General features: G+C 68.5%; 14 protein-coding genes. 4 read left to right on the forward strand and 10 right to left on the reverse strand.

All coding sequences use genetic code 11. The features are described from left to right. Positions 1–159 precede the first annotated feature (159 nt). Both FHG66_RS20200 and FHG66_RS20205 read left to right on the forward strand, forming a co-directional pair. A complete protein-coding gene (locus FHG66_RS20200; RefSeq protein WP_139078954.1) occupies positions 160–744 on the forward strand; it encodes a recombinase family protein in 585 nt (194 codons plus the stop codon). Beyond that, positions 741–1,070, forward strand: coding sequence for a WGR domain-containing protein (locus FHG66_RS20205; RefSeq protein WP_139078955.1), 330 nt, complete (start codon positions 741–743; stop codon positions 1,068–1,070). The genes FHG66_RS20200 and FHG66_RS20205 overlap by 4 nt, the downstream gene beginning before the upstream one ends. 26 nt (positions 1,071–1,096) lie before the next feature. On the opposite strand, the gene FHG66_RS20210 is transcribed toward FHG66_RS20205, so the two are convergent. The 4 genes from FHG66_RS20210 to FHG66_RS20225 are packed head-to-tail and all read right to left on the reverse strand — an operon-like array spanning position 1,097 to position 8,377. Beyond that, a complete protein-coding gene (locus FHG66_RS20210; protein ID WP_139078956.1) occupies positions 1,097–3,157 on the reverse strand; it encodes an AIPR family protein in 2,061 nt (686 codons plus the stop codon). Next, on the reverse strand, positions 3,154–4,143 hold the full coding sequence (locus FHG66_RS20215; RefSeq protein ID WP_218013930.1) for a PD-(D/E)XK motif protein: 990 nt from the start codon (positions 4,141–4,143) through the stop codon (positions 3,154–3,156). The genes FHG66_RS20210 and FHG66_RS20215 overlap by 4 nt, the downstream gene beginning before the upstream one ends. Further along, entirely contained in the window at positions 4,140–6,896 is a 2,757-nt protein-coding gene (locus FHG66_RS20220; RefSeq protein ID WP_218013931.1) for a Z1 domain-containing protein, read from the reverse strand. The genes FHG66_RS20215 and FHG66_RS20220 overlap by 4 nt, the downstream gene beginning before the upstream one ends. Then, positions 6,896–8,377: an ATP-binding protein gene (locus FHG66_RS20225; protein ID WP_139078957.1), complete on the reverse strand. Its 1,482-nt coding sequence runs from the start codon at positions 8,375–8,377 to the stop codon at positions 6,896–6,898. Before FHG66_RS20225 ends, FHG66_RS20220 begins: the two co-directional genes overlap by 1 nt. Before the next feature lie 83 nt (positions 8,378–8,460). Here FHG66_RS20225 and FHG66_RS20230 point away from each other — a divergent pair, with 83 nt between their 5' ends. Continuing rightward, the gene (locus tag FHG66_RS20230) at positions 8,461–8,907 is read left to right on the forward strand and encodes a very short patch repair endonuclease (RefSeq protein WP_139078958.1); all 447 of its coding nucleotides are present in this window, start codon (positions 8,461–8,463) and stop codon (positions 8,905–8,907) included. Beyond that, positions 8,904–9,851 (forward strand): DNA cytosine methyltransferase, encoded by a 948-nt coding sequence (locus FHG66_RS20235; protein ID WP_139078959.1) that lies wholly within the window; start codon positions 8,904–8,906, stop codon positions 9,849–9,851. Before FHG66_RS20230 ends, FHG66_RS20235 begins: the two co-directional genes overlap by 4 nt. A 42-nt stretch (positions 9,852–9,893) precedes the next feature. On the opposite strand, the gene FHG66_RS20240 is transcribed toward FHG66_RS20235, so the two are convergent. The 6 genes from FHG66_RS20240 to mobQ form a co-directional block, all read right to left on the reverse strand. Beyond that, positions 9,894–11,075, reverse strand: a complete 1,182-nt coding sequence (locus FHG66_RS20240; protein ID WP_139078960.1) for a restriction endonuclease — start codon at positions 11,073–11,075, stop codon at positions 9,894–9,896. A 219-nt stretch (positions 11,076–11,294) separates the two neighbouring features. After that, a complete protein-coding gene (locus FHG66_RS20245; protein WP_139078961.1) occupies positions 11,295–11,714 on the reverse strand; it encodes a type II toxin-antitoxin system VapC family toxin in 420 nt (139 codons plus the stop codon). 27 nt (positions 11,715–11,741) lie between these two features. Then, positions 11,742–11,990 carry a FitA-like ribbon-helix-helix domain-containing protein gene (locus FHG66_RS20250; protein WP_139078962.1) on the reverse strand — a complete coding sequence of 83 codons (249 nt, stop codon included), beginning with the start codon at positions 11,988–11,990 and terminating at the stop codon, positions 11,742–11,744. 56 nt (positions 11,991–12,046) lie between these two features. Continuing rightward, entirely contained in the window at positions 12,047–12,517 is a 471-nt protein-coding gene (locus FHG66_RS20255) for a hypothetical protein (RefSeq protein WP_139078963.1), read from the reverse strand. A gap of 244 nt (positions 12,518–12,761) precedes the next feature. Next, the gene (locus FHG66_RS20260) at positions 12,762–13,919 is read right to left on the reverse strand and encodes an alpha/beta hydrolase family protein (protein WP_176556373.1); all 1,158 of its coding nucleotides are present in this window, start codon (positions 13,917–13,919) and stop codon (positions 12,762–12,764) included. A 13-nt stretch (positions 13,920–13,932) separates the two neighbouring features. Further along, a partial coding sequence (gene mobQ / locus FHG66_RS20265) for a MobQ family relaxase (RefSeq protein ID WP_139078965.1) occupies positions 13,933–15,199 on the reverse strand: 1,267 nt, incomplete at its 5' end.

Here is a 15,199-nt window from a genome sequence, read left to right on the forward strand (position 1 = left end):
GCCTACGTCCGCGCCCACCAGGCGGCCAGCCAGCCCCAGCCGAACCCGGCCAAATAGCGGCAGCGGTTACACGGACCTCGCCAGTGAAGCACTTTCCTGTCCGAAAATCGTGTCAATAAATCATCTGTCCGAGATATCCTGCCCGGCTACTATCCTGACATGCTGATCGGCTACGCGCGCGTCTCGACCGACGACCAGAACCTGGACCTGCAACGGGACGCGCTGCAGCGGGTCGGGTGCGGCCGCATCTTCGAAGAGAAGGAGAGCGGGCGAGCCGGCACTAAGCGCCCGGCCCTCGAGGCGGCGCTCGCGTATCTCCGCCCCGAGGACCAGCTGGTGGTCTGGAAGGTGGACCGGCTGGGGCGCTCCCTTCGGGAGATGCTCGACACCGCCCACAAGCTCCAGAGCCAGGGGGTGAAGCTGCGCTCCCTCACCGAGGCTGTGGACACCGAGACGCCCACGGGCCGGCTCATGTTCAACTTCCTGGGCACCATCGCCGAGTACTTTCTGGACCTGAACCGCGAGAGGACGCTCGAAGGCCTGAAGGCCGCGGCCGCCCGGGGCCGCAAGGGCGGACGGCGCAGGAAGCTTTCCGAGGAGGACCTCGCGATGGCGCGCGCCCTCCTCAAGGACCCGAGCATCCCCGTGGCGCAAATCGCGAAGAGGCTGGGCGTGAGCCGGGCCACCTTCTACGCCTACTTCCCGGGCGCACGGAGGCACAGCATGGGAGGGGTTGGGTCATGAGCGAGCCCGAGCAGCTCGACCTGCTGGACTGGCTAGCGACGCAGCCGCCTCTTCCGGTTCCGACTCTACCCGAGCCTGCGCCCGTTCTCGCCACCCCGGATCCCGCGCCTCTCCATCTCACCCGCGTGGACCCGTCCTGCAACATGCGCCGCTTCTACAGCCTAGCGTTGTCGACCAGCCTTTTCGGCGAATGCGGGGTGGTGCGCCACTGGGGCCGGATCGACAACCAGGGACAGAGGCGGACAGATTGGCACGACAGTTTGCAGGCTGCCCTGGACGAGCTGGCGCGGATGGCCAGGACCAAGCGACGCAGAGGATACAGGTAGGCGTCGACACCCGGCGCAGCCGGCGATCACTCGCCTGCCACCAATCCCGCGTCTTTGACCTTTGCCAATGCTTCCAGGCCGTGCTTCGCCTGCTTGACGGATGGGCGGCGTGCCCAGCCCCCGGCAGCGTAGCCGGCCAGCGTCATACAAATGCCGGCGAGCTTGTAGTGGAGCACCCCCTTCCGCTGGCCAGCTTCGGCGGTTGCCACCCACTCGGCCGCAGGCACACGCATGCACTCTTCTATGCGATCGTAGTCGGCAGCACCAAGCGCACCGGGACCTTCGGACGCGCGAGTCGTGGTCTCTACGGAGCCGACGAGTTCCGGAGGTAATGGATCCACGAGCAGGGGAAGATTCGTGCGCAAACCGGACCAGCACTCCTCCTTCTTGAACCACTCCGTCGGGTTGCGCGCGCCGACGCTCGCCCGGAGCGCCTTGTCGATCTCCGGGGCCCAGGCGGTGATCAGGGCCTCCATTTGCGGGGAAAGGCGCTGCTGCCTCCAGACGAGGTCGAAGTCGATGCGCCCGCCCGTCCGCTCACCGAGGGCGGCGATCAGGTAGGCCACGATGTTCGCCCCGTAGGCCGGGAACTTGAGCGAGCGGACGATCCGTTCCGTGGTCCGGTAGAGGATCGCCAGGGCGATCAGACGGCGGAACCAAGTGGCGTCTGGCGGCGGCGCCATGGCGTCCTTGCGGCGCTGCATGTACGCCTGGAAGTTCTTCTGGCCGCCGAAAGCCACCCTCCAGGGGAAACCATCCCAGGCAGCTAGGTAGCGCGCCAAGTCCAGCTTCCCGAGCCGGCGGGACTTCGGGGTCTGTTCACGGAAGGCGCGCTGCTCGCCGGCCCGGAAGGCTGCTTTCTGTTCGGCCGCGAGATAGGAGCCGCGCGCGCGCTCGTAGAACCACCGTCCGCGCCCGCTCTCGAGCCACGTGTTGTTCGCGAGGGTCTCCACCTCCCGGTGGAACGGGTCGTTCGCCGAGAAGTCGGCCTGCTGAACCGCATTCTGACGGTTTGCTGCGCGCGAAATGGAAGCAACCATCTCCTCGAGGTCTCCCGCCGTCACCTTGATGATCTTGACCGGAACCTCCACGTCGGTAAGCGAGACACCGTCCTTGCGGCGGGCCCGGTGGAGCGAGGCGGTGGTCTGCCCGCCGTTGACGACCTGCAGGCCCCGCAATCCGACCAGGAACGTCGCGCCGCCGTCCCGCTCCAGCCTCACCTCGTCGGCGGTTGCCACGATCCCGTTGTTGAAGGCGAGGAACATGGTCGGCTGCTCGACCAGCGTGCGCCGGAGCTCCGCATTGACCGATTTGCGCCCCGACAAGCCGAGGAACGCCCTGACATTCAGCTCCAGCAGGCGCGTGCCGTAGCGGTCGTAGATGCGGGACAACACCTCGCCCGGGAACGTCGCCAGGAAGGCCTCGTACTGCCCGGCCCCGGCTGCCACCGGCAGGCAGGGGATCCTGGTGCCGCCCAGGGCGACCAGGTCGACGTCGATGTCGGCCCTGGTCTGTCCCTCGCCCAGCACCCGGTGCAGCCTGACAAGGTCGTAGAGATCCAGCTCGACCCGACGCTCGCCGGCGTCCATCTCCGCCGGGAGCAGGGAGGACGCGATGCCGTCGGTCAGCACGACGACCCGGAGCCGGTCCATCCTCTGGCCAAGCTCGGCGACCCGACGCGCCAGATCGCTGGCCTCCGTATTCGAGGGCTCAATGCGGTCCGCCAAGCCTCCCAGGCACGCCGTGACATAGGTCACCGCGCGTTCGGCGGTCCTCGTCAGCTCCGACAGGGGTACGCGCGCGGGCGGGAGCGTGCCCATGTAGTGGGTCGCGAACAGCGTCAGGCTGCCCGCCTCCTCGTCCATCGCGTAGCCGCTGATCCGGAAGGTCGAGCGTCCGACCCGGCCCTCCTGGTGCAGGTCGAAGGCGCCCTCGAGGTGTCCTGCCTCCTCCAGCTGTTCGAGCACCAAGCGGGTGAATACGCCCTCGCTGGAGGGCAGCGGATTGGAGGGGTCGTCGCGCGCCTCGTCCACCTCGCGGACGAGGGCTTCCGCGAAGCTCCCCAGTGCATCCTCTGCCGCCGTCATCGTGTGACCCCCACCAGAGCCTCGGCTTCCGTTTCTGCGTGCGGGACGAGGCTCCGGGTTTCCAGCTGGTAGCTCGCCTCCACGACGCCCGCAGGGACGTCCCGGCGCCGCAGGCGCGGGAAGGTCCCACGGACGCGGTAGTAGTCGATGCCAAGGACCCGCATGGCGGGCCCGAACGTATCGTCCGCCTCCGGTGAGAGCCCTCGCCGCAGGAGCGCATTGCGCAGCTCGCGGCGGCTGCGCTCAGTCGGCAGGAGTCGCTCGGCCCCGGCGGCCAGGGCGACCACGCCCGCCCCGGCCGGATCCTCCGCAAGCCGGACATGCGCGACATGCAGCTCGGCCAAGCCGTCGTCGTCGAGCTGGTCCAGCGAGTAGACGTGCAGGCGGCCCCCGGGGCCCAGCGAGGTCTTCACCTCCAGAGCCCAGCCGTTCCGTTCGAAGTCGTGGAGGCCGTCGTCGGGCGATCTCCAGCAGCCCAGCGTCTCCGGTCCGGCCTCACACAGGCGCGCGAGCACGACGAGTTCGCCGGCGATGCCGACGATCTCGTGGCGCTGCATCGCGCCCGTCCTGTCACGGAGGAACGCGCGCCAGGCGCCGAGCCGTTCCGCAAGGGCCCGGACGATCTCGTCCGCCGACGCCAAACCGTCGCCCGGAACGGAACGGATCAGGTCGGCGCAGACCTGCGCGAATAGATCTCGTCGTCCGGGCTCCTCGAGGCTGAGCACCAGCAGGGTTCCGGTCTCGTCGCGGGCACGTCCGAGCCGGAGCCCTCCTGTCTCGAACGCCGTGATCGAACTGGTGTCCACCCCGTCGGCGACGACGACCAGACAGGGAGCCCCGTCCGTCTCGCGATAGCCGACACGCAGGTCCAGCCGGCTTCGCGGCCCCAGCCTGCGCGTCCTGTAGAGCCGCTCGCCCGGAGCGACGGCTCCGAGCGCGTTCCACATGGCGAGAAGCGCATCCTGACCCGGCGCAGCGTCCGTCACATCGCCTCGCGCTGGCGGACGGTGTTCTCGAGGCGCCGCTCGGACGCGGCGGTCCGCGAGGTCGGGAAGCTGACCACGATGCCATAGGCCGGGACCGTGGTCTTCAGGTCGAGGTCGGCAGGGTCGATGGGGTAGAGGATCAGAAGCCCGCGCCCCGGATCCTCGCCTCTTGCCTCCCTCAACCAGGGCCCGGCGGGCCGGTCGGCCGCAGGCTTCCCCTGCCGGGCGAGCACGCGATCCGTTTCGGCCTGGGCGCGGACAAGCTGCTCGTCCGTGAGGTCGATCGCCTCGTCGAGGGGGCTCAGGATCGACTTCGTGATGAAGCGGGTCGAAGTGGAGCGATCAAGTGCGGTGCGTTTGACCGACGCCAGCTGGCGACCTGCGACCGGAACCCGGGATCCGGTGCCGCCGGCGACGAACACCGTCCAACGCGTGAGCTCGGAAAGGCCGTTCTGGCGGCGAATGTAGGACGCCATGCGCTTGCCGTCCACGTCGGTACTCTCCGGGGGGAAGGCGAGCGAGTCGAGAAGGGCAGCTATCGTGCTGCCGCCGACCTCCCGCCAGAGCAGGCCGCGGGACACCCCGCGACCTCCGGGGCGTTGGGGATCCGGGACGGGTTCGCCAAGCTCCTCCAGCATGGATTCGACCGCCGCGGCGTTGGCTTCGACGGTGTCCTTGTCCCGGAACAGCACCGTCTGGATCTTGCCCTCTCCCGCATAGCTCGTCGGGCGCTCCAGGCCGTACCTGCGCTTGTTCGACGCCGTGACGTTCATCACGCTGTGGGTCGCGATGCTGAGGCCGTACTGCTTCGGGGTGGCCAGCGTGATCCGCATGTGGGCCAGCTGCGCCCGCAGGTCCTCGTTCACCGTCGCCAGATGCCTGAACCAAGCCTCCATGTCGGGCGTCGTGTACAGCCGGCACAGGTCGGCATAGCCGCGACGGTACCCGAACCACCTGCCCATCTGGAGAAGGCTGTCGTACTGCTGGGATACGCGCAGGAAGTAGCTGGTCGACAGGCCCTCGAGTGTCAGGCCGCGGGACAGCTTGTCGCCGCCGATGGCGATCACGGAAAGGCCCTTGCCGGACGTCTCCGCCGCCTCGTAGTCGATACCGTTGCGGCTGCGACCGTTGGCGACCGCGACCTGGATCCGGTCCGCCTCGTCGGCCAAGTGGACGGCGACGTCCCCCCAGGAGACCGGGCGAAGAGCTCGCGCGAATACTGTGCCCGACATGGCGGCGGTGGTTGGCTCGAAGTCCTCGATCCACAACGCCTTGAGGCCGGCAAGCTCCTCCTCGTCCCGGGCGGAGATGGCATTGCGGATGTCCCGCAACTCCTGTTCGACCTGCCCGTGCACGGCATCATGCACGTCCTGGAAGCGCGAGACGTGCACGAGCATGGTCTTGTGGACGTTGACTTGCCCGCGGGCCGTCCGGGCCGCGCAGGCGAGAATGAAGCTGCGCATCGCCGCGGCAAGGCTCGGAGGCACCCTCGACTGCCCGCGGTAGGACGGCCGCAGCGTCTTGTCGTGGGAGTCCGGCATCCAGGCCTCGCCGGTCTGGTCCAGGTGCCTGATCAGCGGCAGGCCCTCGACCCCGTCGTCGTCGTCGCGTCCGAACACCGCGAGTGGCCCGAAGTAGTCGTCGGGAGCGGACAAGGACACGATGAACGTCGACGGGAACAGGTCGGCCCCGAAGTCCTCGGCCGTGCGCTCGTCGTGGATAAGGATGTTGGCGAACGGCGTGGCGGTGTAGCCCACGTACACGCTGCGCTCGAAGGCGCGCAGCAACTTCCGGATCTCCCCGTTGATGCGCTTGGGGTCGTAATCCTCGTCGAAGCTGCCATCCGGGAGGACGCCTTGTTCACCGGTGTCCGGCGACGCCTGGTCCGCCTCGTCGTCGATGACAAGGAGGGGCACCCGCCTGCTCGGCTCGGGAAGGCGGGCAATCCAGCGGTTGAGGTTCTTCAGTACCGAGCCCTGCTTCTTGACCACGAAGACGAACGGCCGGTCGGAGGGCGCGAAGTTGGAGTTCTGGGCGACCGTCCGGTTGAAGTCGCCGTTCAGCTCCGAGGTCGTCAGGCTGTCGACCAGCAGCACCGGTCCCGGGAGGAGGCCGACACCGACCCGGCGCCGCCGACCGTCGGGCGCGGAGCCTGCCGTATCGAACCCGAGGAAGTCCTCGTCGAGCCGGAGTTGGGTCTGGCGACGGAGGATGTTGTGCATGCCGGCAAGCACGATGATCACGCGGTAGCCAGCGTCGGCCGCGCGATTGATAAGGCCGGCGTAATGGGCGGTCTTCCCGGACTGCACGTTGCCCACCACGAGGCCGCGCCAGTCCCACGGACCCTCCCGCTGGGGATCGTCCACGAGTTCCATGACCTCGGCCGTGCTCTCCTCCAGGGATTTGAGCGGCCGGGGCGCCCAGCCGGCCTCGCCCAGCTTCTTGAGATACCTGGACATGAAGGCGCCGGGTCGGCGGCGCTCGCCGAAGTACCAGTCCCTCGGCCGCTGCTCGCCGCGAAGGTTGATGGAGGGTCCCTGCGAGACGATGAACAGCGCCTCGAGGTTCCTGGTCGCGGCCTCAATATCCTCCTCCGAGAAGGCGTGACCGCTCGTCAGGGCAAGGACGGGAGCCGAGGCGGCCACGACCGCGCGGATCTCCTCGACCGACAAGGTCCGGTCCTCGGCGCCCCCGGCCATGAGGGCCACCCGCGCCGTGTCAGCCAGTCTCGCGACCGGATCGATCGCACTCATTACCGATGCAACTCCTGCAAGACGGCCCTTCGCAGCTCCGGTGTATCCACGCCAAGGGACCGCAGCAGTTCGTCGAGTCGTGCGCCAACGTCCGCTCCACTATCGACGGCGAACACCAGCGCGGCAAGGGGAGCGGCCAACGCCCGCACGTCCTCGTCGCTCGGATCGGCCCTGGTCGCCCCGCCCTCCTCCGAGACGTCGAGCCAGATCCGCTCGACAGGCACGGTAAGTTCGAGGGCAGCAAGCAGCCCTTCCAGGAGAGCGGGATCGGTGGAGCCCGCCAGGGCTCGCACGGCAGGATGGCCGCGGTCGATACGGTAGCGCGGCGGCCGGTCGGAGGTTCCGGCAGCCCAGAGGTCGAAAGCCAGTGCGGCGCGGGCCGGACCGCGTCGCCGCCCGCCGCCTCTCCAGACGAAGATCTCGCGAGCGCGGCGGCGGACCTCCGCGGCCACGCTCACCAGACGGGATCGCGCCCAGTGCGGGGGTCGGGCCGTCGACTTCCGGACGTCGATACGCCACTCGGCGTCGGACGTGGTCGGAAGGTCGACGGCGATCCGGGCCAGCCGGCTCGACTCCTCGCGCGTCCAGGCCCGGGCACCGCCGAGGCCCAGCCATCCGCCGGCCGAGACCAGCCGGTCGCCTCTGTAGACGTAGAAGCCCTGTCGCTCGCCCCAACCCTCCGGACCGCCGGCGTCGTCGTAATCCTGCTCGCTCTCGAACCTGTCCCGGTGCGGCAGGATGAAGGGCTGGACGATGGCTGCCCCACCCGGGCCGCGGATAACGTCGCGAGGCATGGCGATGCTTGCACCATGCCAGCGGCAGAACGGATCCCAGGCCACGAGCGCGCGGCCGTTGACCTCCATGCGGATCCGTTTCGCCTCGCCGGCAAGGAAGCGGTGGAACGTCATCGCGAGATGCGCGCGGATGTCGGCAATCCTTGCGTTGAACGCAGCCCGATCGAGTCCGTGCAGTCCGCCGAGCGGATCCATCCTCGTCCACGACACGAGCGTCCCGGGGCCACCCTTCTCGAACTCGGCAGCCAGCCGACCCGGCGGCGCGTGCTCCGGCACCTCGGCCTTCCAGCTGCCGGCCTGCTCGACGGCATCGACATCCCATGCGAGGCGGCCGGCCTCATCACCGGCCCGGGACGAGACCACGAGCCGGCGGCACTGCGACAGAGAGGCGGTCTTGAGTCCGAGCCCGAAGCGTCCGAGATCGCCGGGACTGCGGGTGGCGTCCGGTCCGGCACCGCCGAAGCGCATGGCCTCCACCAGCAGCGCGGCGCTCATGCCGTCGCCGTCGTCCAGCAGCTCGACGAGGGGATCGCCGTCGCGCCAGTCGAACTCGATGCGTATGCTGCGCGCCCTTGACGCCAGCGCGTTATCAACGAGGTCGGCAAGGGCCGTTTCGGGCGAATAGCCCAGACCACGGAGCGACTTCAGGAGGGCGGATGGCGAAGGGACGATCTCGATCGGCTGCATCCTCGACAGAACCGGCACGGACGAGGGTCGATAGCAGCCCGGAAGGCGAGGGCGAAGGGGGCTCGCCTCCCAGGAAGGATGTCATGTCCGCAGAGAAGCGTTCGGCGCTGATGTCCCGCATACGCGGTCGCGATACGGGGCCGGAGAAGCGGATGCGGGAGATCCTCCAGAGACTCGGCGTGGACTTCACGGAACAGGACAGAGGCCTTCCCGGCCGGCCCGACTTCGTGCTGGTCGAGCCGCGGCTCGTCATCCTGGTGGACGGGGACTTCTGGCACGGTTGGCGCTTCGACGAATGGAAGCACAAGCTCTCGTCGGACTGGAGAAGGAAGATCCAGTCGAACATCAGGCGCGACCGCAGGAACCGGACCGCCCTGAGAGCCGACGGATGGACCGTCGTCCGGGTCTGGGAGCATCAGCTCGAGCGTTCGACCCCGCAGGTCCGACGGCGACTGCGCGACAACCTCCGCAGGATCGCTGCCGCGCGCGGCCTGGCCAAGGCCGCGGAACCTGCTACAGAGGACGCATGAGCCTGCAGGTCCTTGACATGTTCTGTGGCGCCGGGGGGTCCAGCGCGGGCGCCCGCATGGCCGGCGCCGTGGTCCGCGGCGGCATCGACGCGTGGGACGTCGCGACCCGGACCTATGCCGACAACTTCGCCGACGCCAAGGTCCAGCTGCGGCGCATGGGCCCGCACAGCCCCCCGGGGAGGGGCTTCGCCGAGGGGGAGGTCGACCTCCTGCTCGCCTCGCCAGAGTGCACCAACCACAGTCCCGCCAAGGGGGCGGCTGAACGCTGCGAGACGAGCAAAGGCACCTCCCACTACGTCCTGAAGTTCGCCGCCAAGCTGAAGCCGAGATACGTGGTGCTCGAGAACGTGGTCCAGCTGCGAAACTGGCACGGATATCATCCCCTGCTGAACGGGCTCGCCGCACAGGGTTATCGCTGTCGGCCGCACGTCCTGGACGCGGCCGACTTCGGCGTCCCCCAGACGCGCAGGCGGCTCTTCGTCGTGTGCGACCGGGACCGGGAGCCGGGCAGCCTGATCGATGGGACGGCCGAGCGGCGCAACGCCGAGGAGATCATCAGGCTCGACGGCAGGTACCCCTCCAAGCCGCTGCGTTCGCCGGGGCGTGCGCAGGCCACCCTGGAGCGGGCGGAGCGGGGGATCTCCGCGCTCGGGCCCGGCGTACCCTTCCTCGTCGTCTACTACGGAAGCGACGGCGCAGGCGGCTGGCAGCGGATCGATCGCCCTTTGCGAACCCTGACGACCCTCGACCGCTTCGGGCTCGTGACCTGGGAGGGCTCGGAGCCGATGCTCAGGATGCTCCAGGTCGACGAACTGAGGGGGGCCATGGGCATCCCGGACGGCTACGTGCTGGCGCGGGGAACACGACGCGACAAGATAAAGCTGTTGGGCAACGGGGTATGTCCGCCGGTCATGCACGCGGTCGTGGAGAGCCTGCAGGCGTAGGTCAGCCCGGAGCCCGGCTTCCTCACCGACACATGGGACGCCTCACCGCATCGGCACGGATCCGAACTCCAGATTAAGCCAGTCCTTCACGGTGGCGAGGTCGGCGCGGCCATGAGCCCTGAGCAGCTCGACGATGTCCCGTGCCGCCACGATGACGATCGGATGCTGGTCCTCCTTGATCTCGCGGTACGCCTGCTGATCGACGTGGCTGGTCGTCACCAGGACCCCGAACTGGCGGTGACGGAGCCGCGAGATCAGCCTGGAGATGTCCCGCACGCCCACCGAGCTGCCGGGCCCGTAGCACTTCGCCTCCAGCGAGAAGTCGACGGAAATGAAGCTTTCGTTCCGGCCGATGCGGAGCTTGCCGACGGCGTCGCGGCCGCCGTCGCGGGACGGGCGTGTCACGTCGACATCGTGGGCCTCCGGCATCAGCAGCTCGACGAGCCTTGCCGCGAAGTGCTCGAAGCGGTGCGGGTCGTCGGCGAAGTGGGCGTGGATGGCGGCTATGACGGCCCTGCCCTGATCGTCCGCCGGCTGCTGCTCGACCCTGGTCCGCCAGGGCAGCGAACGGCGGCTGCGAAGCGCACGGTATTGACCCGTCTCCCGCCAGAGATGCCAAGCCGACGGGGCCTTCGCGACCGGATCCGCTCCGCTGATGATGTCGTCGATCCAGCGGCGCGGGATGGAGCCCGTGTCCAGGACCGTGAAGCGGGCACGATAGTTCTGGAACCGCCTCTCCGCGCTGGTGTGCCAGACCGCGACCAGATCCTCCGAGACCTGGAGGTCCGAGGTTCCGGGAACCACCAGCCCGAGGAACTCGACGTCGCGCCAGCTGCGCGTCGTGGCGAAGACGAGGATGGGCGGCACCTTCCGCCGCCCTTCGACGCCGCCGTGCGCATCCTCGAAGAGACGTCGGAGGATCTCGTTGCCCCGGCGAGGGGTGGCATGCAGCGCTTGGCCGGCAACCTTGTTGTCGCCGTAGTAGGTGAGGATGCCGGTCTCCCGGTCGATCCGGTCGGGCCAGTCGGGATCGGCCATGCCGGTCGTGAGCACGATCAGGCTGAAACGGTCCATCTTGCCGCGGTACCGGAAGCCTCCGCTGTTGCTGACCTTGAGGAGCGGTCCGAGCGGGTCGTCCCCTGCGTTCCCCTGTCGCCCGCCCTGGTAGACGGCGTCGATCTGGAGATCGGCCCGTGGCAGCTGCGCGAAAGTAAAGGTCGTCACGGGCTGCTTGTCCCGCGCATGCCCGGCCCCGATGGAGCAGGGCGAGGACGCGAGCCGGGCCGAGGTACGCCGCCGGGTCGGGCGCAGGAAACCTCGAAGCCGATCCCCTTGTTCGAGCCGAACCGACGATGAGGACGGCAGCCTTGCTTCAGGCCCAAGATGACACCGGAGGGCTGCGATCTCGACCCGAATGGGCGAACAGCCCGGATGCGGTCGCTCTCACCTCCACGGATTCACCAGCTCCACCCCTGTCCCCTCGAAATCGCCTGTATTCCGCGTGGCCACCCGCAGGCCTCGGCTCAGGGCGATGGCCGCGATCATGGCGTCGGCCATAGCGATCGGCCGCCCCGCCTCGCGTCGCTCGGCCTGGATGGCGGCGTAGGCCCGGGCCGCGGCCCCGCCCTCGAAGGGCAGCACCCGGCCGGCGAAGTCCTGCGCGAGCACCGCCTCGAGCGCCGCCGTGAGCGCCTCGCGTCGCCGGCCCGCGGTCAACAGCGCCAGACCGGTGCGGAGCTCGGCCTCGGTCACGGCCGTGAGGAAAAGCGTGCCCGCGTCCTGCGCGGCCAGCCAGCGCAGGACGCGCTCGTCCGGCACTGGCCGCATAGGCTCGGACACGACGTTGGTGTCGAGGACGATCACAAGGGGTCCACTTCCGGCCGAGCCGCGTCAGTCGAAGGTGGGAGCGGTGCGCCCGGGCTCGCGCGGCAGGAGGACCTCCAGGAGCTCCACCCCGCCCAGGGGGGCGAAGCGCGCCCGGATGGCCGCGCCGAGGTCGCGCGGGCCCGGGGAGGCCAGGGCCGCGGCGCGCAGGACGGCGCGCGCCTCCTCCTCCATGGACACGCCCCGCTCGGCTGCGCGCCGGCGCAGGCCCTGCTTCACGGCCTCGTCGAGGTTTCGGATGGTCAGGCTGGCCATGACGGCAGGCTCCCAAGACAGAACAACAGGAAGAATAAGGAGTGATTGCACTGCAATCAATCCTCCATGGGCCGCAGGAAGGCGCCGTTGAGCGACGGGTCGATCCGGTCGGCCTCCGCGAGGGCCCACGCCAGCCAAGTCTCGAGCGCGGCCCGCTCCTCCGCCGCCGCGCCCGCGAGCCGCTCGGTCACGACGGCCACGAAGGCGCGGATGTCGCTCGCCTGCCGGAAGGCCGCCGCGTCCCCGAGCAGCCGGTCGATGCGCGCCTGCGCGAGCCGCTCCTGCCGCTCGCGCTCCTGGTGCTCGGCCTCGATCCGAGCCTTGCGCTCTGCCTCCTCTAGGGCCGCCTTGCGTTCGGCGCGGTGCTGGTGCTGCCGGAGTACCTGCTCGCGGTACTTGAGCTCCGCCGTCACCACCACCTCGACGGCGACCTCGGTCATGCAGGCCTCGAGCTTCCGGTCCGCCTCGTCGATCCATTCCCAGCGCGCCTTGTCGGAACCGTAGCCGAGCGGGATAGCGAGGCGCATCCGCCCGTCCTCGGGCTCCGGCTTGGCGCCCACCCATCCGCCTCGCGCGGGCTTGGCCTTGTCCCATGCGCCGTCCGGCCCTGCGCGCGGCCATGGCACTTCCGCCAGCCCTCCTGGCCGTCCCCCTGCCCAATCTTCGCCGCTCGGCTGGGAGCACGTCAACCTCACTGGCGCATACCGCTGGCCCACCAGAACGTAGCTCCCCGCGCCCTCCCGCAAACGACCTCATAAGCCAACCTATAGGTTAGCGGCCCAATCGTCTTTCGTTTCGCGCAAGGTAGCGGTTTGTCGTCTCCGTATAACGATCCGTGAACGGAACTCCTTCGGCGAAGGAAACGACCTGGTCGTCCACCCAATCATGGATGTCATCAGGAACGCCGGAAAGCGGTCGCTTGTCCCGCAGGAACCGCAGCACTTCCCAAGCGGCGATCATGCCATAGGGCTGAACGCTGATCGACGAGTGACCGCAATCCAACCACCGTACCCGCGGCGAGTATCCAGACCGCTTGAACTCGGAAATAAAGCGGTTCGCCGAATAGATCGGGACAACGGTGTCATGCTTTCCAAACACAAGCATGAAGTTCGTTGCGAACCGCCCCAGCCTTGATGCACGAGCCTCTAAGTCGATCAAAGCCCAAGCTTCACGAAGGTCGTTCCGAGACAAGTGTAGATCTATTCTGCCACGCAGCAGTTGCATGGTCTCAGACGTCCAAATCAGGTCAGCCGGGCTGCCCGGAGAGACAATCAGCACCGCGTTGTCAACCTCGGCCTCCTCTGCCGCGATCAGTCCGGCGACTGTCCCGCCTAGGCACATGCCCACGACGGATACCTTCCTGTAGCCCTCGCTTTTCAGCCAACGAACAACCTTCCGACCGTCCAGGACCGCCTGGCGGAACGCATGGAGCGTCTGACCGACGTTGGCGTTGAAGAAGCTCTCTTCCGAGAAGTCGTCGGAGCCACGCTCGAAGTGGTAGGGGAGGGTAGCTTCAACAACGGTTATGCCTCTGGAGGCGAAGAACTTCGCAAAGGACGAGTATCGGTTTCGGGCATACCAATGGTGGAACACGACCAGCGCGTGGTCCTTCGAGCCACCATCACTGATGACGCATTTGAACTTATCATTCCTCTCTGAGCCTGCTGCTAGATCAGACTGAAAGATCACGTGACCTTCCCCAGAGGCGCATGGCTTCGGCTCCAGCATAGGACTGAAGTAATAGCCTTCTGCCATTTCGTGCCTGCTCAGGCGAAGGAAGTCCGAAAGGTCGTCCTCACAGTCCCGGACGGCAAACGCTAGCGAGGTGTTCCAGCCAAACTCAATATTCCTGTCGGCGATCCGCTTCTGACGTTCAAGAGATCGCACAAGGTTGGTCCTCTCATGTTTGACAGCCCAATAATGATACATGGCAGTTGACCTTTTATCGTTCCTTTTGCGTACGTTCGTCGGGATCTTGGGCTCCATATGGAGCCCGCTCCCGTCCTTCATCGAGCGCTGGGTGGTTTGTTCGCGTGTCCAGCACCGTGTTTAGTCGCTCGCGGATGTTCTCGTGGGTGTGGCTCTGCTCCTGTTCTCGGATGCGCCCCAGCCGCTCGCGGATGTCGCCGAGGCTCTGCCCCTGCTCCGGCCCCGCCCCAAGCTGCTTTGCAGTCTCCGCCGTTCTCTCCTTACCCGGCCCGGTGCCGCGCCCCCGCAGGCGCGCGAGCCGCTCCTCGATGGAGCCCGCGCCCGCTTCATGCGCCCGCTCGGGGCCTGGCTCCCGCAAGCGCGCGAGCCGGTCCTTGATGCTGTCCCTGGCCTCTTCGTGCTCGCGCCCAATGCCCTCGCGCCCGCTCTCCCGCCGCTGAGCTGCGGCCCGGAGCGCGGCGAGCCCCGCCCTGATCCGGTCAGCGCCCTCCTCGCGGGCGTGGGTGTAGGTCTCGCGGGCGAGGAAGGCCCGCTCGCGGATCTCCTCCCGAAGCGCGTCCCTCACGCGCCCCAGCTCCTGCAGGAGGCTTCGCGCTTGGCGCGCCTCGTGCACCTGCGCGCCCCGCTCGGTGAGGGGCAGGTATGCCCGGTCCTCGCGCTCTGCCGCCAGTGCCTCCCGTCGCTCGATGGCGCTGACCACGGGCCCGAGCTTCACCTCGGCCGGCCGGTCCAGTTCCTCGGCCCGGATCTCGTCCCCCTGCGCCAGGGCGGCCTCGCGCTGCGCGGCGAGGGACCGGTGGTCCACCCGGGCCGTGTGCCCCCGCCGCTCGAGGGCGTGGTTCTGCATCTCGGCCCATCTCTCCCGCATGTGCTCGATCTCGGGCCCGCCCGTCTGCTTGGCGTCGAGCACCCGCGTCTTGTCGGTCAGGCCCTGGGCCGTGAGGCTCCGTGTGGTGGTGAGCACATGGGCGTGCCAGTTGCGCTGGTCGCCCTCGCGGTGCGGCGCATGGATCGCCACGTCGGCCGCCACCCCGTAGCGCGCCACCAGCTCGGCCGCGAAGCCCGCTACGAGCACCCTACGCTCGCTTGCGTCGAGCTCGGCGGGGAGCGCCAGCTCCCACTCCCGGGCAGTGACGCTGTTGGAGCGGGTCTCGCGTGCCTCTGCCGCGTTCCAGAGCGCCTGGCGGTCCTGCGCCCAGTCGGGGGCACCTTCGGGTGCCACGATGAAGCTCTGCTCCACGCCGCTCTTGGCCTGGTAGTCGTGCACGCGGCCTTCGCGC

The organism is Rubellimicrobium rubrum (genome assembly GCF_006152115.1).
GTDB lineage: Bacteria > Pseudomonadota > Alphaproteobacteria > Rhodobacterales > Rhodobacteraceae > Rubellimicrobium > Rubellimicrobium rubrum.